21 protein-coding genes are annotated in these 19,908 nt (G+C 68.3%); 14 read left to right on the plus strand and 7 right to left on the minus strand.

All coding sequences use genetic code 11. From position 1 onward, the window contains the following. Positions 1 to 96 precede the first annotated feature (96 nt). Positions 97 to 1,692 carry a trypsin-like serine peptidase gene (locus HNR30_RS27885; RefSeq protein ID WP_181612959.1) on the plus strand — a complete coding sequence of 532 codons (1,596 nt, stop codon included), beginning with the start codon at positions 97 to 99 and terminating at the stop codon, positions 1,690 to 1,692. Between the two features lie 261 nt (positions 1,693 to 1,953). On the opposite strand, the gene HNR30_RS27890 is transcribed toward HNR30_RS27885, so the two are convergent. After that, positions 1,954 to 3,306 carry an NsdA family TPR-like regulatory protein gene (locus HNR30_RS27890; protein WP_181612960.1) on the minus strand — a complete coding sequence of 451 codons (1,353 nt, stop codon included), beginning with the start codon at positions 3,304 to 3,306 and terminating at the stop codon, positions 1,954 to 1,956. 129 nt (positions 3,307 to 3,435) lie between these two features. After that, positions 3,436 to 4,614: an NAD(P)-dependent malic enzyme gene (locus HNR30_RS27895; RefSeq protein ID WP_312894670.1), complete on the minus strand. Its 1,179-nt coding sequence runs from the start codon at positions 4,612 to 4,614 to the stop codon at positions 3,436 to 3,438. 203 nt (positions 4,615 to 4,817) lie between these two features. Between HNR30_RS27895 and HNR30_RS27900 the strand changes: the two genes are divergently transcribed. The 5 genes from HNR30_RS27900 to HNR30_RS27920 are packed head-to-tail and all read left to right on the plus strand — an operon-like array spanning position 4,818 to position 8,416. Then, positions 4,818 to 5,657: an ABC transporter substrate-binding protein gene (locus HNR30_RS27900; RefSeq protein WP_246379214.1), complete on the plus strand. Its 840-nt coding sequence runs from the start codon at positions 4,818 to 4,820 to the stop codon at positions 5,655 to 5,657. Further along, the gene (locus tag HNR30_RS27905) at positions 5,657 to 6,469 is read left to right on the plus strand and encodes an amino acid ABC transporter permease (protein ID WP_181612962.1); all 813 of its coding nucleotides are present in this window, start codon (positions 5,657 to 5,659) and stop codon (positions 6,467 to 6,469) included. Before HNR30_RS27900 ends, HNR30_RS27905 begins: the two co-directional genes overlap by 1 nt. After that, positions 6,466 to 7,212 (plus strand): amino acid ABC transporter ATP-binding protein, encoded by a 747-nt coding sequence (locus HNR30_RS27910; protein WP_181612963.1) that lies wholly within the window; start codon positions 6,466 to 6,468, stop codon positions 7,210 to 7,212. The genes HNR30_RS27905 and HNR30_RS27910 overlap by 4 nt, the downstream gene beginning before the upstream one ends. Next, the gene (locus tag HNR30_RS27915) at positions 7,209 to 7,976 is read left to right on the plus strand and encodes a basic amino acid ABC transporter substrate-binding protein (protein ID WP_181612964.1); all 768 of its coding nucleotides are present in this window, start codon (positions 7,209 to 7,211) and stop codon (positions 7,974 to 7,976) included. Before HNR30_RS27910 ends, HNR30_RS27915 begins: the two co-directional genes overlap by 4 nt. A gap of 8 nt (positions 7,977 to 7,984) precedes the next feature. Continuing rightward, on the plus strand, positions 7,985 to 8,416 hold the full coding sequence (locus HNR30_RS27920; protein ID WP_181612965.1) for a CGNR zinc finger domain-containing protein: 432 nt from the start codon (positions 7,985 to 7,987) through the stop codon (positions 8,414 to 8,416). A gap of 14 nt (positions 8,417 to 8,430) precedes the next feature. Here the strand turns inward: HNR30_RS27920 and HNR30_RS27925 are convergent, their stop codons facing one another. Next, positions 8,431 to 8,745, minus strand: coding sequence for a S24 family peptidase (locus HNR30_RS27925; RefSeq protein WP_312894671.1), 315 nt, complete (start codon positions 8,743 to 8,745; stop codon positions 8,431 to 8,433). 43 nt (positions 8,746 to 8,788) lie between these two features. Here HNR30_RS27925 and sodN point away from each other — a divergent pair, with 43 nt between their 5' ends. From sodN to HNR30_RS27940, 3 genes are all read left to right on the plus strand, one after another. Next, entirely contained in the window at positions 8,789 to 9,190 is a 402-nt protein-coding gene (gene sodN / locus HNR30_RS27930) for a superoxide dismutase, Ni (protein WP_220134012.1), read from the plus strand. Positions 9,191 to 9,318: 128 nt separating this feature from the next. Next, positions 9,319 to 9,747 (plus strand): ATP-binding protein, encoded by a 429-nt coding sequence (locus HNR30_RS27935; RefSeq protein ID WP_181612967.1) that lies wholly within the window; start codon positions 9,319 to 9,321, stop codon positions 9,745 to 9,747. Between the two features lie 17 nt (positions 9,748 to 9,764). Then, complete coding sequence (locus HNR30_RS27940; RefSeq protein ID WP_181612968.1) at positions 9,765 to 10,547, plus strand: RNA polymerase sigma factor SigF; 783 nt, start codon at positions 9,765 to 9,767, stop codon at positions 10,545 to 10,547. Here the strand turns inward: HNR30_RS27940 and HNR30_RS27945 are convergent. Further along, positions 10,544 to 10,918, minus strand: a complete 375-nt coding sequence (locus HNR30_RS27945) for a hypothetical protein (protein WP_312894672.1) — start codon at positions 10,916 to 10,918, stop codon at positions 10,544 to 10,546. The two genes, HNR30_RS27940 and HNR30_RS27945, sit on opposite strands and share 4 nt — an antisense overlap. A gap of 383 nt (positions 10,919 to 11,301) precedes the next feature. Beyond that, positions 11,302 to 12,822: a M28 family peptidase gene (locus HNR30_RS27950; protein WP_181612970.1), complete on the minus strand. Its 1,521-nt coding sequence runs from the start codon at positions 12,820 to 12,822 to the stop codon at positions 11,302 to 11,304. Positions 12,823 to 12,954: 132 nt separating this feature from the next. On the opposite strand from HNR30_RS27950, the gene HNR30_RS27955 reads away from it, so the two are divergent. Continuing rightward, the gene (locus tag HNR30_RS27955; RefSeq protein ID WP_181612971.1) at positions 12,955 to 13,338 is read left to right on the plus strand and encodes a VOC family protein; all 384 of its coding nucleotides are present in this window, start codon (positions 12,955 to 12,957) and stop codon (positions 13,336 to 13,338) included. On the opposite strand, the gene HNR30_RS27960 is transcribed toward HNR30_RS27955, so the two are convergent. Next, positions 13,328 to 14,380 (minus strand): serine hydrolase domain-containing protein, encoded by a 1,053-nt coding sequence (locus HNR30_RS27960; protein WP_220134013.1) that lies wholly within the window; start codon positions 14,378 to 14,380, stop codon positions 13,328 to 13,330. The genes HNR30_RS27955 and HNR30_RS27960 overlap by 11 nt on opposite strands. Positions 14,381 to 14,479: 99 nt before the next feature. Here HNR30_RS27960 and HNR30_RS27965 point away from each other — a divergent pair, with 99 nt between their 5' ends. Next, the gene (locus tag HNR30_RS27965; RefSeq protein WP_181612972.1) at positions 14,480 to 15,421 is read left to right on the plus strand and encodes a diacylglycerol/lipid kinase family protein; all 942 of its coding nucleotides are present in this window, start codon (positions 14,480 to 14,482) and stop codon (positions 15,419 to 15,421) included. A gap of 274 nt (positions 15,422 to 15,695) precedes the next feature. After that, positions 15,696 to 15,950, plus strand: a complete 255-nt coding sequence (locus tag HNR30_RS27970) for a WhiB family transcriptional regulator (RefSeq protein ID WP_181612973.1) — start codon at positions 15,696 to 15,698, stop codon at positions 15,948 to 15,950. A gap of 30 nt (positions 15,951 to 15,980) precedes the next feature. Here the strand turns inward: HNR30_RS27970 and HNR30_RS27975 are convergent, their stop codons facing one another. Continuing rightward, complete coding sequence (locus tag HNR30_RS27975; protein ID WP_181612974.1) at positions 15,981 to 17,501, minus strand: sensor histidine kinase; 1,521 nt, start codon at positions 17,499 to 17,501, stop codon at positions 15,981 to 15,983. Between the two features lie 131 nt (positions 17,502 to 17,632). Between HNR30_RS27975 and HNR30_RS27980 the strand changes: the two genes are divergently transcribed. After that, entirely contained in the window at positions 17,633 to 18,763 is a 1,131-nt protein-coding gene (locus tag HNR30_RS27980) for an 8-amino-7-oxononanoate synthase (protein WP_181612975.1), read from the plus strand. Positions 18,764 to 18,770: 7 nt separating this feature from the next. Beyond that, entirely contained in the window at positions 18,771 to 19,490 is a 720-nt protein-coding gene (locus HNR30_RS27985) for a GntR family transcriptional regulator (RefSeq protein WP_181612976.1), read from the plus strand. Positions 19,491 to 19,908: the final 418 nt, after the last annotated feature.

The raw sequence follows: 19,908 nt of genomic DNA on the forward strand, positions 1-19,908 counted from the left end.
GTTCCTGTTTTCAAGATCGGCACTGTATGTTCCTGGCTATCCCTTTACTGACGCATGGGGCGCAAGAGGCGCCTCACGACAGCGCAAGGAGTTACCTTGAAGCGCATCCTCCTCCCTGCCGGCGGCGCCCTGCTCGCCACCGGTCTGCTGGCGGCCGGTCTGGCCACCTCGGCCCAGGCTGAGTCCGACGTCAACGTCGGCTCGCTGGTGTCCTCGGACAAGGCCCAGGCTGCCGCTGAGTTCTGGCTGGCTGCCAATGGTGCGGCCCTTGCCGCGGCGGACGAGTACCGCTACGACTACAAGGCCGTCTCCAAGCTGGTGCACACCGGTGGCTACTCCACCGACACCAAGCCGGGCCTCATCGGTGAGCCGAAGACCAAGGTCACCAAGGTTCACAACGTGAACATCCCCCGGACCATCGGTAAGGTCTTCTTCACCAAGAACGGTGGCAAGGACCTCTACTGGTGCTCCGCTACCTCGATCCAGAGCAACTACAAGAACCTGGTGGCCACCGCTGGTCACTGCGTCTACGACGTTGCTGGCAACGAGGACGTTCTGGAGAACTGGGTCTTCGTGCCCGGCCACTACCAGAACAAGGCTCCTTACGGCGTCTACGTCGGCAAGACCGCGTACACCCACTCCGACTTCTCGGTGTACGAGGACTACGACCGCGACTACGCGTTCGTCACCGTCTACAACGGCATCTACGTGGCCCCGTCTTCCTGGAAGGAAGTCACCCAGGCCGAGTGGGACGCCTACAAGGGTGACAAGGACCGCAAGCTCGTCAGCATCACCAAGGCCGAGTACGACGCCCTGGTGTCGAAGTACGGCCCCGAGAGCAGCGCTCACGCCACCAAGGCCACCAAGAACGAGGCCACCCCGGTCGGCAACGACTACGTGGCCAAGGCTGGCGAGACCAAGATCCTGGCTGGGATCGAAGTCACCAAGGCTGAGTACGACACGCTCAAGGACATCGACAACAAGGCCAACAACGGTGAGCCCTGCCTCACCAACGGTGTGACCTGCTACGACCTGGCCGGCAACGCTCTGAACCCGCACGTGGTGAACATCACCAAGGCGGAGTACGACGCGCTGGTGGCCAAGAAGGCCCAGGGCGGCTTCCTCGGCGAGCTCAAGGCCGATGGCGCCAACTGGACCAAGCAGCAGTTCTACAAGAAGCAGTGGTACATCACCAAGGCCGACACGATTGAGTACTTCAAGACTGTCGGTTACGCCATCAAGACCGCCGCTTCCTGGACTCAGGGTGGCCGTCTCGGTGACGTCGTCGGCGCCCAGGGCTTCGCCTGGAACCAGCCGACCGGCAAGTACGTCCGTACCTTCGGGTACCCGGGCGCCGAGCACAAGGACGGCAGCAAGCCCTTCTCGGGCAACACGCCGAAGTGGTGCTACGGCAAGACCAGCGCCAAGACCCCTGCGGGCCTCTCTACCCACAAGGCTGAGGAGCTCGTCGCTCTCAAGTGCGCCGTGACCCCCGGCTACAACGGCTCGCCGTGGCTGTACCAGTACAGCAACGCCAAGCGCGTTGGTTACGTCAACGGTGTCACCACCGCGATCTACGGTGACGCTGACGGCAACAACCGCTACGACACCATCTTCTCGCCGTACTTCGACGGTGAGACGAAGCAGGTCTACAGCGCTGCGATCAACAACTGGTCGGGCAACGCCTCCTAATCGGGGCCTTTCCAACCAGTGGGTGGGGCCTGAACCTCACCCGCAAGTTCCAACCAGAGGGCTCGGCATTGCCGAGCCCTCTGGGCTTTTAAGCCAATGAAGATCCTTTACGGCTCCCCAGTCCTCTGCCCCCGGATGGTGCCTCCGGTGTGGGCGTCACAGACCTCTTATGGGGAGCGCCTTTCACTAAAGGGATAAGTAAAGGGAAGAGGGCCCGGTCATGCGCGGACCGGGCCCTCGCTTCGTCTTCAGCCGGAAGCCTCAGACAGAGGCGAAGTCCTGCCCGAACAGAGCGCGTACCGACGCCACGTTCCGGTACGGCTGCAGCCTCCGCCGCAGATCCGCAGCGTAAGACCGGGTGCGAGCCGACTGCAGCTCCCCGGCCAGCGAGAACGCGTCAGTGGCCGCAGCACACGCCTCCTCCACCTCGCCGCACTGGAGTAACCCCCCGGCCAGCAGCGACAGGTTGAACATCCGCCCCCGCACATAACGCCCGTCCATCTCGAGCGACTTCCTGGCGAACTGCACGGCCCGCAGGCCGTCGCCCAGGTCCCTGAAGCAGTGGGAGAACTTCGCCGACAGATAGGCGGAGTCGAAGTACCCCAGCCAGGCGGGTTCCGACTCGGACGAGCGCGACTCGAAGGCCGCCTCCGCCGATGACAGCGCCGCCGAGCAGGCGCGCGAGTCGTTCAGGCCCGCGTGGGCGTGGGCCTCGAGGACCCAGGCGGCTGACAGGAGCGTCGAGTGACCCGAGCGCTGCGCCGACAGTTGGGCGGCGCGGGCGAGGTCGAGGGCGTGCGACGGCTGGCCCATGTAGATGGCCTGGTGCGCCATCCCCGACAGGATCTCGCTGCCCAGCGAGTGGTCGTCGGCGCTGCGCGCGAGCCTGAGCGCCTGGATGAGGTATCGCTGGGCGAGGCCGTGTTGTTCGAGGTCGTAGGCCATCCAGCCGGCCAGGCGGGTGAGCTCGGAGGCGGCGCCGGCGAGGGCGCGCCCGGTGGTCTCGGAGTAGGAGCCGTCGGCCAGCAGCGGGGCGACGGCGGTGTCGAGGTACTTGATGACCGATGAGCGGACTCGCCCGCTTCCGAAGCGGTTGTCGAGCTCGCTGAAGGATCGGGTGACCTCTTGGATGGCCGCAACGTCCGACTGGCCGACCTTGCGCCTGCCGGTGCCGTGCGGGCTGCCTCCGGACGGCGCGGTGAGCCACCGTACCGCTCCTGCCGCCCCGGCTCCGATCGCGAAGGTCGAATCGACCAGGAATCTGCGCCGTTCAACGTCCGCCCGCCACAGTGCGGTCACTGTCGCGACTCCCTCCCGCCACGTGTGCGTGAACTCTTGTCCGAGGTGGAGGGGGGTGGTGATGACCGGCATGCCCAGTTCTTCCGGGAAGACCGGTCGGCCCAGCCGGAGAGCGAAGATCTCCGCGAGAAGGCAGGGAACGGGTTCTCGCGGCCGCTGACCACCGATCCAGCGCAGGACGGAGCTGTGGTCGTATTTCAGACCGGGGATGCCGCGGCTGGAGCCCAGGTCGTTCAGGCGCCGGGCGAGCCCTTTGCGAGAGAACCCCGCCTCGTTGATGAGCTGCTGAAGTAGTTGGTTGGGCTCGCGTTCCATCGCTCTCCTAGATGAGCCCTTACAGAGAGCATCAGTTATAACACGAAGAGTAAAGAGAGTTTCGGCATTCCCTAAACACAGCACAGAGGGGTACGGCATGCGTGCCGTACCCCTCTGTTGAGAGACCCTCTAGATGCGCGCGACCCCGTCGAGTCGTGCCTGCTCGGCGACCGCGCCGGCGACGGCGGGGGCGACCCGGGCGTCGAACGGCGACGGGATGACGTAGTCGGCCGACAGATCGTCGCCGACCACGGCGGCGAGCGCGTTGGCGGCCGCCACCTTCATGTTCTCGGTGATCGTCGAGGCCCGCACGTCGAAGGCGCCGCGGAAGACGCCGGGGAAGGCGAGCACGTTGTTGATCTGGTTCGGAAAGTCGGATCGGCCGGTGGCCACCACGGCGGCGTGGCGGCGGGCGGCGACCGGGTGGATCTCCGGGTCGGGGTTCGACAGGGCGAACACGATCGAACCGGGCGCCATCGAGGCGATGGCGTCCTCCGACACGGTGGATCCCGACAGGCCCACGAAGACGTCGGCGCCCGCGAGAGCCTCCTCGGTGGAGCCGGTGTTCCCTGAGCGGTTGGTGTCGAAGGCGAGGGCTTCCTTGAAGGAGTTCATCCCCTCGCGCCCGCTGTAGAGCACGCCACGGGAGTCGGAGACGCAGATGTCTCCGATGCCCGCCTCGAGCAGGATGCGGCTGACCGCGACGCCGGAGGCGCCGGCTCCCGCGACCACGGCGCGCAGCTCCGACAGCGGCCTGCCGGTCAGGCGGGCGGCGTTCGTGAGCGCGGCCAGGGTCACGATGGCGGTGCCGTGCTGGTCGTCGTGGAAGACGGGGATGTCGAGGCGCTCGCGCAGGCGGGCTTCGACCTCGAAGCAGCGCGGGGCGCTGATGTCTTCGAGGTTGATGCCTCCGAAGGAGGGCGCCAGCCTGACGACGGTCTCGACGAGCTCGTCGACGTCGGTGCAGTCGAGGCAGATCGGGACGGAGTCGACCCCGCCGAACTGCTTGAACAGCAGCGCCTTGCCCTCCATGACGGGCATGGCGGCGGCCGGGCCGATGTCGCCCAGGCCCAGCACGGCGGTGCCGTCGGAGACGACCGCCACCACGTTGGAGACCCAGGTGTAGTCGTTGGCGAGCTCGGGCGTCTCGGCGATGGCCGTGCAGACACGGGCCACGCCGGGTGTGTAGGCGAGAGAGAGGTCGTCCGCGTCGCGGACGGGAACGGTCGAGCGGATCTCCATCTTGCCGCCCCGGTGGAGGGCGAAAGCGGGATCGAGATCCAGATCTTCGAGTGAGGTGACAGCCACAGCGACCCCTGTACTTCATTGGACGGAAGGGAACGTGCGACGAGGAGTGGTCGTCTCGTGTGCGGAACCGGGGGTCACCCGGTTCTCGATTGTGCCACACACGGCCGCCGGGGTTCCGTTGACACATTGTTAAATCCCCGGTGACTGACCGCTATCTGGCAGTCCATAAACTGTCAAAAACGACATATCTCATGGAGGTCATCTTGAATCGCCGAACCCTGGCCCTCGGTGCCGCCGCGCTGACCGCCGCCCTCGCGCTGAGCGCGTGCGGCACGCAGTCCGGTGGAACCGACACCGCGCAGCCCGGCTCGACCGCCGCTGCGGGCGGGCCCAAGCTTGTCCAGGCGGGCAAGCTCACCACCTGCACCAACATTCCTTACGAGCCGTTCCAGTTCAAGGACGACAGTGGCAAGGTCGTCGGCTTTGACGTGGACATCGTGGACCTCGCGGCCAAGAAGCTCGGCCTCACCCAGGAGATCGTCGACATCGACTTCGCGGTCATCAAGAGTGGTGCCGCGATGGCGTCGGGCAAGTGTGACGTCGCCGCCGCCGGTATGACGATCACCGATGAGCGCAAGGCGAACATCGATTTCAGCGTGCCGTACTTCGACGCCACCCAGGCCCTGCTGGCCAAGAAGGGCACCGGAGCCACGTCGCTGGACGACGTCAAGGCCAAGGGCCTGAAGCTTGGCGCCCAGGCCAGCACGACGGGTCTCGACTACGTCAAGGAGAAGGGCTTCGACCCGAAGGAGTACGCCGACTCGGCCAAGGAGCTCCTCGCCCTGCAGTCCGGCCAGGAGGACGTCATCGTCCAGGACCTGCCCGTGGTCCTCACCTGGCTCAAGAAGCCGGAGATCGCCGAGAAGTTCGAGCTGATCGCCTCGCTGGACACCGGCGAGCAGTACGGCATCGGCCTGAAGAAGGGCGCCGACCCGGTGCTCCTCAAGACCATCAACGACAGCATCGAGGCCGCCAAGAAGGACGGCACCTACGAGCAGATCTTCGTGAAGTGGTTCGGCAAGAAGCCCGGTGAGCTGGGCTGATGACCAGCCCCACGACGACGGCTGAGCCGGGTCCCGCCCGGCTCAGCCCTCGTAAGAAGCGGCAGCTCATCAGGGGCGTCCAGTACGTCGTGCTGGGTGCCGCGGCGCTCTTCCTCGCGTTCTACACGGATTGGAAGAGCCTCGCGCTCTTCGTGCAGCCGGAGGTGGCCGAGAAGACCCTGCCGGACCTGTTCACGATCGCGTTGAAGAACACGATCATCTACTCGGTGGGCGGGTTCATCCTGTCCTTCGTCTTCGGCCTGCTGCTGGCGCTGATGAAGCTGTCGGAGGTCCGGCCGTACCGCTGGATCGCCAACATCTACATCGAGATCTTCAGGGGCCTTCCCGCCCTGCTGGTCTTCGTGCTGCTCAACTTCCTGCCGCTGGCGCTGCCCGGGTTCGAGGTTCCCGGCGGCACCTACGGCCTGGCCATTCTGGGCCTCGGCCTGATCGGCACCGCCTACCAGGCCGAGATCTTCCGCGCGGGCCTGCAGGCCGTGCCCAAGGGGCAGACCGAGGCCGCCAGGTCGCTGGGCATGTCACCCATGCGCGCCCAGTTCACCGTGGTGATCCCCCAGGCCATCAGGATCGTCATCCCGCCGACCACCAACCAGTTCGTGGCGCTGCTGAAGGACTCGTCCCTGGTGCTGTTCCTGGGCGTGTCGAGCGGCTTCGTGGAGCTGGCCAAGTTCGGCAACGACGTGGCCTCGGAGAACGCCAACCCGACTCCGATCATGGTCGCCGGCCTGACCTACCTCCTGGTCACCATCCCGCTTGGCTACCTCGCACGCAGGCTGGAGAAGCGCCGATGAACCACGCCATCGAAGTCAGGGACCTGCACAAGTCCTTCGGTTCCAACAAGGTGCTCCAGGGCATCGACTTCACCGTCGAGCCCGGCCAGGTCGTCTGTGTCATCGGCCCGTCGGGGTCGGGCAAGTCGACGCTGCTGCGCTGCGTGAACCTGCTCGAAATGCCCACCCAGGGCAAGGTCTTCATCAACGGCGTCGAGCTGACCCATCTCGACGCCGACATCGACGCCGCCCGCCGCCACATCGGCATGGTCTTCCAGCAGTTCAATCTCTTCCCCCACATGACCGCGCTCAAGAACGTCATGATCGCCCAGCAGCGGGTGCTCAAGCGCGGCGCGCAGGAGGCGGAGATCGTCGCCAGGGAGAACCTCAACAAGGTCGGCATCGGCGACAAGTGCGACTCCTACCCGGCGCAGCTGTCCGGAGGGCAGCAGCAGCGGGTGGCGATCGCCCGTGCCCTGGCCATGAACCCCACCCTGATGCTCTTCGACGAGCCGACCAGCGCGCTCGACCCCGAGCTCGTCGGCGACGTGCTCACCGTCATGCGCAAGCTGGCGGAGGAGGGCATGACCATGCTGGTCGTCACCCACGAGATGGGCTTCGCCCGCGAGGTGGCCGACCGGGTGGTCTTCATGGACGGCGGCGTGATCGTCGAGGACGGCCCTCCCGCGCAGGTGATCGGCGACCCGCAACACGAACGCACGCGGACGTTCCTGCACCGCGTGCTCCACCCGGAAGAACGATGAGATTTCCTCGCAAGACCGGTGTCCTGCTGCTCTCCCTGTCCCTGGCGACCGCCTGCGGTACGGCCGGGCAGCAGCACACCGCCCACGGCAACTCCCTGAAACTGTGCACCAACGCCCCGTTCGACCCTTTCGAGTTCGAGCAGGACGGCACGATCGTCGGCTTCGACATCGACCTGGCAAGGCTCGTCGCCAAGGCGGCGGGCAAGCCCCTGGAGGTCGTCAACGTCGACTTCGACGCGATCTCCGACGGCAGCGCGCTGCGTGAGGGCCGGTGCGACCTGGCCGCGGCGGGCATCACGATCACCCCGGAGCGGCAGAGGCAGGTCGACTTCAGCAGGCCGTACTTCGAAGCCTCGCAGGCCCTGCTGACCCGCAAGAAGAGCAAGGTCAAGTCGCTGAAGGACGCCGACCAGGTCGGCGTGCAGACGGGCACGACCGGCCTCGACTACGTCAGGCAGGAGGGGCTGGAGCCCGTCGAGTACGACGACTCGATGGAGCAGCTGCTGGCCCTGCAGACCGACGAGGTCGACGCGCTCGTGCAGGACCGCCCGGTGGTGGCGGTGTGGCTGACCAAGTTCAAGCTCTCCGGCGAGCTCAAGCTCATCGGCAGCCTCGACACGGGCGAGCAGTACGGCATGGCGGTGCGCAAGGGCGACGACGCCCTCCTCGGCACCGTCAACCGGGCCCTGGACGCCGCCAGGCAGGACGGCACCTACGAGCGGCTGTACAAGCAGTGGTTCGGCGGGGAGCCACCTGAGGTGTAATAGTCGGTATGGACCTCACCTCTTACGCCGAGCTGGCGGTCCGGCTGGTCAACGAAGGCGGCCACCCCGAGCTGGCCGCGGTCTTCGACGCGGCCGAGCGCGGATCCGAGCAGGAGGTCGTCGAGCTGCTCAACGCCCTGCTGCGCATCAGGCCGATCTTTCCCGAGATCTCGGGGCACGACGGGCTGGGCTGGCACCTGCACCTCAGTGACGACGGCGGCAGCGACGGCGCCGCCGAGGCCCATGTGAAGGCCGTGATGGGCCTGGCCGTGATGGTCACCGAGTTCGGCATCGGACGGCTCGGGCGCTGCCAGGACCAGAGCTGCCGCAAGGCCTTCCTCGACACCTCGTCGAACCGTTCGCGCCGCTACTGCTCCGAGCGCTGCTCCAGCCGGGCCAACGTGGCCGCCTACCGCGCCCGCCGCCGCCAGGGCGCCTGAGGAGGCTTCCCGGCTCACCGGCCGCGGATGCGCAGGGGCCAGTAGCGCAGCACGACACGCCCGACGATGTCGCTGACCGGACCGAAATCCCAGCTGTCGCGCCTGCCCGATGCGCGCTGGTTGTCGCTCTCCAGCCACCAGCCCTCGTCGCCGTGCCACTGGGCCCGCTTGACGATCAGCCGTTCGGGCTCCCCCGGCAGCCTGGCCACGACGAGGTCGCCCGGCCGGATCGCCACGCGGCGCCGTACGAGAAGCCAGTCGCCCGGCACCAGAGCGGGCAGCATGGAGTCCCCTTCGACACGCACCCTCATGGGATTAGCCTCCGCCACACGAGTAAGGTCGGTACTGGACCAAGAGGAAAGGACCTTTCTGATGCTCGCACGACTGCTGCGACCCAAGCACGTGGCTTCAGCTCACTGTGACCTGCCCTGCGGCGTCTACGACCCCGCTCAGGCTCGCATCGAGGCTGAATCGGTCAAGGCGATCATGGAGAAGTACAACGCCAACGAGGACGCGGTCTTCCGCACTCGTGCGCTGATCATCAAGGAGCAGCGCGCCGAGCTGGTCAAGCACCACCTGTGGGTGCTGTGGACCGACTACTTCAAGCCTAACCACTTGGAGCAGTACCCCCAGCTGCACCAGCTGTTCTGGGAGGCCACCAAGCTCGCGGGCGCGGCCGGCGCCAAGGGCAAGGTCGACGTGGCCGACGCCGACCAGCTGCTCTCCAAGATCGAGGAAATCTCCAAGATCTTCTGGGAGACCAAGGCCGCGTAAAGGCACAAATGGGCCCCGGTTGGTGTTTACCAACCGGGGCCTTTTTGGCTCTTGGCGAGTCTCGCTCCGCCAACGTACCCCGCATAGCGGTAAGTTGCAGACAGCGTCACTGGACGGCTAGGAGGAACGTGACTGAGGACACCGAGACCCGCGTGGGTGCGATCCGCGATGTGGTCAGCGCGCGGCTGCCGGCGGACAGCGCCTACTTGTCCGTGCTGCGCATGATCACCGCAGGACTCGCGGCCAGGATCGACTTCACCCTGGACGAGATCGAGGACCTGCGGATCGCCGTCGACGAGGCCTGCGCCATGTTGCTGGGCGAGGCGGTGCCCGGCACGGATCTGACCGCCGAGTTCGAACTCGCCGGCCAGGAGATGCAGGTGCGAGTCGAGGTCGCCACCGTGGGCAGCAGCGCCCCCAAACGCGATGACTTCGCGTGGATGGTGCTCACCGCGCTCGCCGACGAGGTCGACGCCGTGACCGACTCCCCCGACCGCATGGCGATCGTCCTGCGCAAGCGCCGAGGCGCGACGCGCGATGGGGCAGGGCCGGCGTGACGGAAAGGATTGGAGCCATGGCCACCACCAGCGAGCCCGCCGTCCCCGACCGGGTGCGAGCCCGCATGCTCTTCGCCGAGCTCTCCGAGCTCGGTCCCGACGAGCCCCGCCGGCAGCGGATCCGCGACGAACTGGTCGAGCTGCACCTTCCCCTGGTGGAGTACCTTGCCCGCCGCTTCCGCAACCGAGGCGAATGGCTCGACGACCTCACCCAGGTCGCCACCATCGGCCTCATCAAGTCGATCGACCGCTTCGACCTGGCGCGCGGCGTGGAGTTCTCCACCTACGCCACGCCCACGATCGTCGGCGAGATCAAGCGCCACTTCCGCGACAAGGGCTGGGCCGTCCGCGTCCCCCGCCGCCTGCAGGAGCTCAAGCTCAGCCTCACCAAGGCGATCAGCGAGCTCTCGCAGCGCGAGGGCCGCGCACCCACCGTCGCTGAGCTGGCCGCCTATCTCAAGATGACCGAGGAAGAGGTCCTGGAAGGCCTGGAGTCGGCCAACGCCTACTCCACCGTCTCCCTCGACGCTCCCGACTCGGGTGACGACGACGCGCCCGCCGTCTCCGACTCACTCGGCATCGTCGACGAGTCGCTCGAAGGGGTCGAGTACCGCGAGTCGCTCAAGCCGCTGCTGGAGCGCCTCCCGCCACGGGAGAAGCGCATCCTGCTGCTGCGGTTCTTCGGCAACATGACCCAGTCGCAGATCGCCAACGAGCTGGGCATCTCCCAGATGCACGTCTCACGGCTGCTGGCGCGAACCCTCGCCCAGCTGCGCGAGGGGCTGACCGCGGAAGACTAGTCGCCGTAGAGGGCCTGCGTCGTCGACGGCGCCAACAGGGCGACCAGGCCTGCCAGAGCGATGACGATGAGCGGAACGCCGATCGCCGGGCGCTCCATCAGCACCGTTCCCGCGACGGGGATGAGGAAGATCTGCGCCAGCACGCCCGGCGCTCTCCCCCACCGCTCCGCCTTCAGCAGGCCGCCGTAGGCGACCCAGAGCAGGCCGGCGCCCAGGCCGAGGCCGAAGGCCGCCTCCGCCAGCGCCGTCGTCACCACGGTCGCCTCGCCGAGCAGGGTGTTCACGGCGACGAAGCCGCCCAGGGCCAGGGCGATCACGCCCTCCAGCGCGACCACTGCGGCCGCGACCAACAGGCTCACCGGTCGTCTCACGCCCGCCACCATACCGCCGCCACCGGCCGCCCGCGTTTCCGGGCGACGCTCACCGACCGGCCACACCCCGGCGACCGGCCAACCGCGCCCTGGCGACCGCCCCAGCCACGTCCTGGCGACCGCCCGACCGCGTCCTAGCGCCGGGCCAATCGCGTCCTGGCGACCGGCCTGGCCTGCTTTTGCGGCCGTCGTCCGGCCCTCCCTGCCCCGGCTGCCCGCCGTACGCTTCACGGCCCCGTACGGCACGCATGGGTCACCCCCGCCCGCCGCACGGGGCCGGGCTCCGTCCAGGGAGACGCCACGCCGGTGTGCGGGGCGGGCCGCCGTGACGCGCACATGAAGGAGCCGGCCGGGTGCGTCCCCGGCCGGCTCGTTTGGCTGGATCAGCCGGCCCCGGTCACCGCCGGAACCGATGCCGCCGAGCGGGAGGTGAGTGCCGCCGCCTGGTCGGGAATGCCGCCCAGGTTGAAGGCGTACCGCGCCACCGAGTCGGCGATGGCGTCGGAGTCGACGTCGAGCGCCGTCAGGTTGACGTTGGCGATCGTGTCGCAGGCCTGGTGGTAGCAGACGTCGTAGGCGACGCCGGCCGTACCGCCGAAGAGCGCGGCCTCCTCGGGCGTCTTGATGCCTTCGGCACCGGTGAAGATGCCGCCGGCCGGGATGCCGACCTCGATGAACGGCCCGTAGTCGGAGCGCCCGTCGAAGTCGGTGCCGACGGTGGCCAGCCCGCGGCTGGTGAAGAAGGAGGCGAGCCGCTGCTCGATCTGCGCCGATCCGGGCGGTCCCGCCGGGGAGCCGACGGCGTCGGAGTCGTCGCCGTCGTAGAGCTTGTAGGCGAAGTTGGGCGAGGCCACCATGTCGAAGTTCAGGTAGAGCCTGATGCGCTCGCGCTGCGCCTCGGTCAGCCCTGCCACGTACTGGTCGGAGCCGAGCAGGCCGATCTCCTCGGCGGCCCAGAAGGCGTAGCGCACCTTGTGGCGGACCGGGAAGAGCTTCATCTGGAGCGCGGTCTCCAGGATGGCGGCGCTGCCGGAGCCGTTGTCGTTGATGCCGGGTCCCTCGGTGACGCTGTCGAGGTGGGCGCCGACCATGACGACGTTGTTCGGGTCGCCGAAGCGGGTCTCGGCGATCACGTTGTGGTCGGTGCCGAGCTGCAGGTTGGCGTCGACCTTGAGGCGCACGCTGGTGCCGGGGGCGGCCAGCTCGTTGCCGACGGCGAAGCTGGCGAAGACCATGGGCACGCCGGCGCGCCATTCGCCGATGTTGAGCGGGAAGGCATCGGTGCGTCCCGGCTGGCCCTCGTTGAAGACGATGACGCCCGAGGCGCCCGCGGCGCTGGCGTTGAGGATCTTCTGGACGAAGGAGCAGGTGCCGCGCTGGATGAGCGCGATGCGGCCGGCGACGAAGCCCGCGAAGTCGGACGTCTCGCAGCCGCTGGTGGAGGTGGGCGTCGGGGTGGGCGGCAGGGTGAGGTCGACTCCCTGGACCTGCGCGGTCACGTCACCGGAGGGTGAGGGCTCGAAGGTGAAGAACTCGGTGTTCGGCACGTACGACTTGGGGGCCGGGGCGGTCCTGTCCAGTAGGGGCGGGCTGTTCTCGGTCCAGCTCTCCACGAAGTTGATGGGGTTGAGCGTGACCTTGTAGCCCGCCTTGCGTAACTTGTCGGCCACGTAGTCTCGTGAGGCGTCGTAACCGGGTGAACCGGCGGCGCGGTTGCCGCCGTTGGCGTTCGCGATGGCCTGGAAGGCGTCCAGGTGCTTCTTGACGTTCGAGCCCTTGACCTGCTTCACCAGCAGTTGGGCGAAGGCGTCGTCGATGGGTCCGGCGTGGGCCGGGGTGACCATGGTGAGAGGTAGGACGAGTGCCGCGACCAGGGTTGCCGCGCGGCGTAGGTGAGTGCGCATTCGACTCTCCGGAGGATGGATGGCAGGTGTTTCCCGCGGGTGGCGCACATCGGAACCTAACCTGACGGCGCCCGTCCGCCTATGGCATGGTCTGCCACCGTTGAACGGAGCGTGGCGGGGTAAGGGGCACTCATGTCCCGGCTGACCCTGACCGGCGTCAACATCGGCGCGCCGGATCCGCATGCACTGGCCGCCTTCTATGCCGCCCTGCTCGGCTGGGAGATCTCCCGGGAGGAGGAGCACGACGTCTATCTGAGCCCGCCCGACGGCGGGCCGCGGACCCTGTCGTTCCAGCGGGAGGAGGGTTTCCGGCCGCCGGTCTGGCCGGCGCGGCCGGGAGGGCAGCAGATGATGATGCATCTGGAGGTCATGGTCGACGACCTGGAGGCCGCCGTCGCCCGCGCGGTGTCGCTGGGTGCGACGGTGGCGGACTTCCAGCCGCAGGACGACGTCAGGGTGTGCCTGGATCCGGCCGGCCATCCCTTCTGCCTCTGGCTCGGCGAGCTCAGCGCCTGAAGACGGCTCCGTAGAGGTCCTCGAAGGTGGCGACGAAGTCGTTCCAGTCGCCGTTGAGGTTGCTCACCAGCACGTGGGTGGCTCGCCTGTCGCCCATGGCGTAGGTCGTGGAGCCCTGGATGTAGCCGCCGCCTCCCCAGAGCGTCAGACCGGAGGGGAGGGTCTGGCAGTAGACGCCGAGACCGTAGCGGGTGGCGGGGACCCAGTCGGCGGTCTCGACGGTGGTGAACATCTCCTTCTGGCCGGCCGGGGAGAGCAGGTCGCCGCGCAGCAGGGCGGTGAGGAAACGGTGCAGGTCCGAGGTGGTCGAGATCATGCCGCCCGCGGCTCCGGCCCAGCTCTGGTCGACCTCGGTCACATCGTGGATCTCGGCCGGCGCGCCGTGCTCGGTGAACTTCGAGTAGTGGCGGGCGTGCGGGGCGCGGACGCCGTGGTCGTCCGCGCCGGGGAGGTAGGTGCCCTTCAGGCCCAGGGGCCGGGCGATGTGACGGTCGATCTCGGCGGCGAGCGTGCTGCCCGTGGCCTTCTCCACGATCATGCCGGCGAGGGTGTAGTTGACCTTGGAGTAGATGAAGCGGGTGCCGGGCTCCAGGGGGCTCGGCGGCTCCTGGCCGGGCAGGGCGTCGGGCAGGCCGCTGGTGTGGTTGAGCAGCTGCCTGATGTCGATCTTCGCGCTGTCGGCGCCGAAGTACTCCTCGGCGACGCCGGGCAGCCACTGGGCGAGGGTGTCGTCGAGGGAGAGCGCGCCTTCGTCCGCCAGCCGTACGACGACCACGCCGACGAAGGCCTTGGTGAAGCTGCCGATGCGGAAGTGCTCGTCCTGGCGGCGGGCCGCTCCGGAGGCCAGGTCGGCGACGCCTGCCGTACCGAACCACGGCCGTGAGTGGCCGTGTCTGAGCTCGGCGACGATGCCGGGGCCCCTGCCGTCTGCCACGGCCCACTCGAGGGCGCGCTGGACGGGACTGGGGCCGGGAGGTCCGGTCATGGTGACGGCGGTCAGGGCGAGGCCGAGCAGGCCGGCGTGAACGCGGAAGGGAGACATGAAGCAACCGTAGTTGACTAATCTGAAATTAGTCAACCGGAGTTGCTAACACGGGGAGGTGTCCCACCTTCGCCGCCCATCAGCGGATACCCTGGCCATATGCGGGCAATGCTCCTGGTCAACCCCAAGGCGACCACGACGAACCGCCGCACGCGCGATGTGCTCATCAGGGCCCTCGGCGCGGCGGTGGAGCTGACGGTCGAGGAGACCGCCTATCGCGGCCACGCGGCGGCTCTGGCCAGTACGGCCCACGCCAAGGGCTTCGAGCTGGTGGCGGTCCTGGGTGGCGACGGCACGATCAACGAGACGATCAACGGGTTGCTCAACCCCGCGAACGGTGACGCTGCGCGACCGTCACTGGCCGTGATCCCCGGCGGCAGCGCGAACGTGTTCGCCAGGGCGCTCGGCCTGCCGAACGACCCGACGGAGGCCACGGGCGCGGTCCTGGAGGCGCTGCAGGCCGGGCGCAGCCGTACTGTCGGGCTGGGTGAGGCGGTGTGGGAGGGCGGCAGCCGCTACTTCACCTTCTGTGCGGGCATGGGCTATGACGCGGAGGTCATCAGGGCCGTGGAGGGCCTGCGCGGCGCCGGGCGAAAGGCCACTCCTGCCCGATATGTGAACACGGCGTTGCGCCACTATCTCCAGACCGACAAACGACACGCGGCGCTCACGATCACCGGTCCGGGTATCCCGGCCGCGACCCACGTCTTCATGGCGATCATCACCAACACCTCTCCGTGGACCTACCTCGGAGGCAGGCCGGTCACGCCGACCCCGTGGTCGAGCTTCGAGACCGGGCTCGACCTGCTGGGGATGCGGCGTATGGGCATGTTCACCATGGCCGGCCTGATCCGCCAGCTGCTCGACCAGGGCCGCGAGAACTGGCCCAAGGGGCGGCACCTCGTGCAGCTCCACGACGAGGCCGAGTTCACGCTGAAGGCCGAGCGTCCGGTGGCGTTCCAGCTCGACGGCGACTACCTCGGCGAGCGCGAATGGGTGACTTTCCGGTCTATCCCGAACGCGTTACAAGTTTTGGTCTAGCTGGTTACATTCGGTCATTGTGTGACGCATCCGACATCCATATCCACCAAAACTTCCCTTCAACCCCCTTGCGTGCACTCAGCGTGGCTGAAAGGCTCAACCTGACATCGGAACGTAGGACCTTTAACGAACCCCTCGAGGACCTGCGGGATCGTCAGCGGACAACCCCGGATCAACCTGATTCGGGCCACTGTTCGGGCTCGTTAGTGAAAGTCTTCACAAAGTAGTAAGCCGCACGGAGTCAACCAAGACTCCTCTACTAAGGAGTGGACGCATGGACTGGCGCCACCGAGCTGCCTGCCGTGACGTGGACCCCGAGCTGTTCTTCCCGATCGGCAACACGGGTCCCGCTCTGATGCAGATCGAAGAGGCCAAGCAGGTCTGCAACTCCTGCGCGGTCGTCGACGGCTGCCTGAAGTGGGCGCTGGAGTCCGGTCAGGACGCCGGCGTCTGGGGTGGGCTCAGCGAGGACGAGCGTCGCGCTCTCAAGCGCCGCAACGCCCGCGCCCGCGCACGCGCCATCTTCTAAAACCCGCTTTCACGCGGCTGGGACTCGCTTTCACGCGGCCGGCAAAGGGATCGACAGCGTCACCTCGGTCCCGCCGCCGTCGCGCGGTTCGATCGAGAGCTTGCCGGACAGCTCACCCTCGACCAGGGTGCGCACGATCTGCAAGCCGAGGCTCGTGGATTTGTCGAGGTCGAAGTCCTCAGGCAGACCGCGCCCGTCGTCCCGCACGATCACGGTGAGCCGCTCACGCCGGTCCGGCCGGTGCTCGAAATGCTGGGCGTCGACCACGACCTCCAGCCGCTTGGGCCGCCCGTGCTGCAGCGCGTTCTGCAGCAACTCGGTGAGCGCCATGGCCAGCGGTGTGGCGATCAGCGAGGGCATGATCCCGAAGGTGCCCGTCCGCCTGGGCGTGACCGCCACCTCGGGCGCCGACACCTCGCCCGCCATGGCGATGACACGGTCGGCGATGTCGTCGAAGTCGACGAACTCCTCGGGCGCGTGCGACAGGGTCTCGTGCACGATCGCGATGGAGCCCACGCGGCGCACGGCCTCCTCCAGCGCCTCACGCCCTTCCGGCACCTGCAGCCGCCGCGCCTGCAGCCGCAGCAGCGCGGCCACCGTCTGCAGGTTGTTCTTGACCCGGTGGTGGATCTCGCGGATCGTCGCGTCCTTGGTCATCAGTTCGCGCTCGCGCCGCCGCAGCTCGGTCACGTCACGCAGCAGCACCAGCGCCCCGATGCGCCCGCCGCCCACGATCAGCGGGATCGCGCGCAGCTGCACGATCGTGCCGCCCGACTCGACCTCGGTCTCCTTGGCCGCGCGACCGCTGGCCACGATCATCAGGTCCTCGTTGATCGGCTCATCGGAGTAGCAGAGCGTGGCGGTCAGCCGCCCCAGCTCCGCGCCGACCAGATCGGCGTGCAGGCCCAGCCTCCGGTAGGCCGACAGGGCGTTCGGCGAGGCGTAGGTGACCCGTCCGGCCCGGTCGAGGCGCAGCAGGCCGTCGCCGACGCGCGGGGAGCGCACCAGGATGGCCGGCTCGCCCGAGAAGGGGAACCGGCCTTCCGCGACCATCTGGGCAAGGTCGGAGGCGCTCTGCAGGTAGGTGAGCTCCAGCCTCGACGGCGTGCGCGCCGACGACAGGTTCGTCGAGCGCTGGATGACGCCGAGGAAGTGACCTTCCGCGTGTCGGACCGGGATGGTCTCCTCGCGCACCGGAACGCCGGTGGACCAGTCGGGGTCGCCCTCGCGGCAGATGCGGCGCTCGCTCCAGGCGGTGTCGATCAGCTCGCGCTGCCCGCGGTGGACCATGGAGCCCACGATGTCGTCGTGATAGACGGTCGGGCCGGTCGTCGGGCGCATCTGCGCGATCGCCACCCAGCCCTCGGGCTCGTCGACGCTCTCGCCGCCGACGGTGCGCCGCTGCGTGCCGGGCAACGGCGCCCACAGGATGAGGTCGGCGAACGACAGGTCGGCGAGCAGCTGCCAGTCGGAGACGAGGGTGTGGAGCCACTCGATGTCCGCGTCGGACAGCTTCGTGTGGCGGACCGCGAGGTCGCTGAGAGTCGGCACGAGTGCATGATGCGTGGTCCGGGGCCCGTTCTCCAAACCGGGGCCACCCGTCGCCCCCGAAGCCGCACCGTTATCCACAGGGCGGGCCGCGCTGCTGTCACCGGCCGGTGCCCGCCTGGCAAGATGCGTCCATGCTCGACAGATTCCGTACGGCTGCCGCCGACCGCCGGGCGGCCGGCCTCAGGCGCACGCTCTGGTCGCGCGGCCCCGACTTCGACGGCCTGCTGGATCTGGCCTCCAACGACTACCTGGGGCTGGCGCGCGATCCCCGGCTCGTCGAGGCCGCCGTCGCGGCCACCCGCCGGTGGGGCACCGGCTCGACCGGCTCGCGCCTCGTGACGGGCACCACCTCGCTCCACACCGAGCTCGAGCGCGCCCTGGCCGACTTCTGCCAGGCTCCGGGCGCCCTGGTCTTCTCCTCCGGCTACCTGGCCAATCTCGCCGCCGTCGCGACCCTGGGCCGCGGCGCCGTGGTGATCTCCGACGCGGGCAACCACGCCTCGATCGTCGACGCCTGCCGCCTGTCGCGTGCCCGGGTCGTCGTGACGCCTCACAAGGATCTCCCGGCGATGGAGAAGGCGCTGGCCAACCGCCACGAGGAGCACGCCGTGCTGGTCACGGACGCCGTGTTTTCCGTCGATGGGGATATGGCCGATATTTCCGCCATGTCGGCTCTAGCCGTACGGCACGGCGCCCTGCTCATCGTGGACGAGGCGCACTCTCTCGGCGTCGTCGGCCAACAAGGACAGGGCACGGTGCACTCAAGCGGCCTCTTCCGGGAATCTCACATTGTGAGAACCATCACACTGTCCAAATCGCTCGGCTCCCAGGGCGGAGCCGTGCTGGGAGCACCGGAGGTGATCGAGACGCTGATCGACACCGGTCGTTCGTTCATCTTCGACACCGGCCTGGCACCGGGTCCGGTGGCGGCCGCACTCACAGCGGTGGATATCCTACGAAACCAGCCCGACCTGCCGGGATTTGCCCGCGCCAGGGCGAGCGAGCTGGCCGCCACGGCCCGCGAGCTCGGCCTGGAGACCAACCACCCGGCCGGTGCGGTCGTCCCCGTGGTGCTCGGCGCGCCGGAAGCGGCGCTCGGCGCCGCTGCCACCTGTGCGGCGCACGGAGTGCGCGTCGGATGTTTCCGTCCGCCCTCGGTGCCCGACGGTCGCTCTTGCCTGCGGTTGACCGCACGGGCCAATCTGAGTTCCGATGATCTCGCGGTGATCAGACACGCCCTCACCGCTGTGGCAGAAAGCTAGGTGGGACGTGGTCGAAGAGGGCCCTCGCGTACCGAAGTACTACGACGTCAAACGCAGTCTCCTTGAGCTCACCAAGAGCTTGCCCGCGGGCGCCGCCCTGCCGCCGGAGCGCACCCTCGCCGTGCGCTTCGAGACCTCGCGCACGACCGTCCGCCAGGCCCTGTCCGAGCTCGTCGTCGAGGGCCGGCTGCTGCGCATCCAGGGCAAGGGCACCTTCGTCGCCCAGCCCAAGGTCGCCCAGGTGCTGCAGTTGAGCTCCTACATCGGCGACCTGCGCAACGCCGGGCTCGAACCCGACACCAAGATCCTGGAGATCGGCTACATCTCCGCCGACGAGCCACTGGCCCGCCGCCTGGCGATCAACCCGGGCGGGCGCGTGCTGCGCATCCACCGGCTGCGCCTGGCCAACGGGGAGCCGGTCTCGATCGACACCACCCACCTGTCGGCCCGCCGGTTCCCACGGCTGCGGCGGGAGCTGGAGGTGCACTCCTCGCTGTACGAGACGCTGCACAACGCCTACAACGTGCGGCTGACGGATGCCGAGGAGATCATCGAGACAGTCCTCGCGACGCCGTACGACGCTCAGATGCTGGGGGTTGACGTGGGGTTGCCGATGTTGCTGCTGACGCGGCACGCCTTCGACGCGGACGGCAATCCGGTGGAGTGGGCTCAGTCGTTGTACCGAGGGGACCGCTACAAGTTCGTCACCCGCCTGCGCAGGCCCTAACCCCCGGCGCCCGTCGGCACGTCGGCACGTCGACCCTCGGCACGTCGACCCTCGGCACGTCGACCCTCGGCACGTCGACCCTCGGCACGTCGACCCTCGGCACGTCGACCCTCGGCACGTGGGCCCGTCGACACGTGGGCCCATCGACACGTGGGCCCATCGACACGTGGGCCCATCGGCACCCGGCACCTCGGGGCTGCGGGGCTGCAGGGCTGCAGGGCTGCAGGGCTGCGAGCTTGGCGTGCAGGCGTCGAGCGGCGGGGCGAGAGGGCGGGGCCGGTCGAGAGGCTTCGGGGGCACGGGCCTTGAGGCACGAGGCTTCAGGGCACGGACCCAGAGACACACGACGTGGCTGCGCGGACCATCGGCCGCCCGAGACCCCGGCCGCCCGAGACCCCGGCCGCCCGGGACTTCGGCT

Origin of the sequence: Nonomuraea soli, from assembly GCF_013761175.1 — a bacterium.
Lineage (GTDB): Bacteria > Actinomycetota > Actinomycetes > Streptosporangiales > Streptosporangiaceae > Nonomuraea > Nonomuraea soli.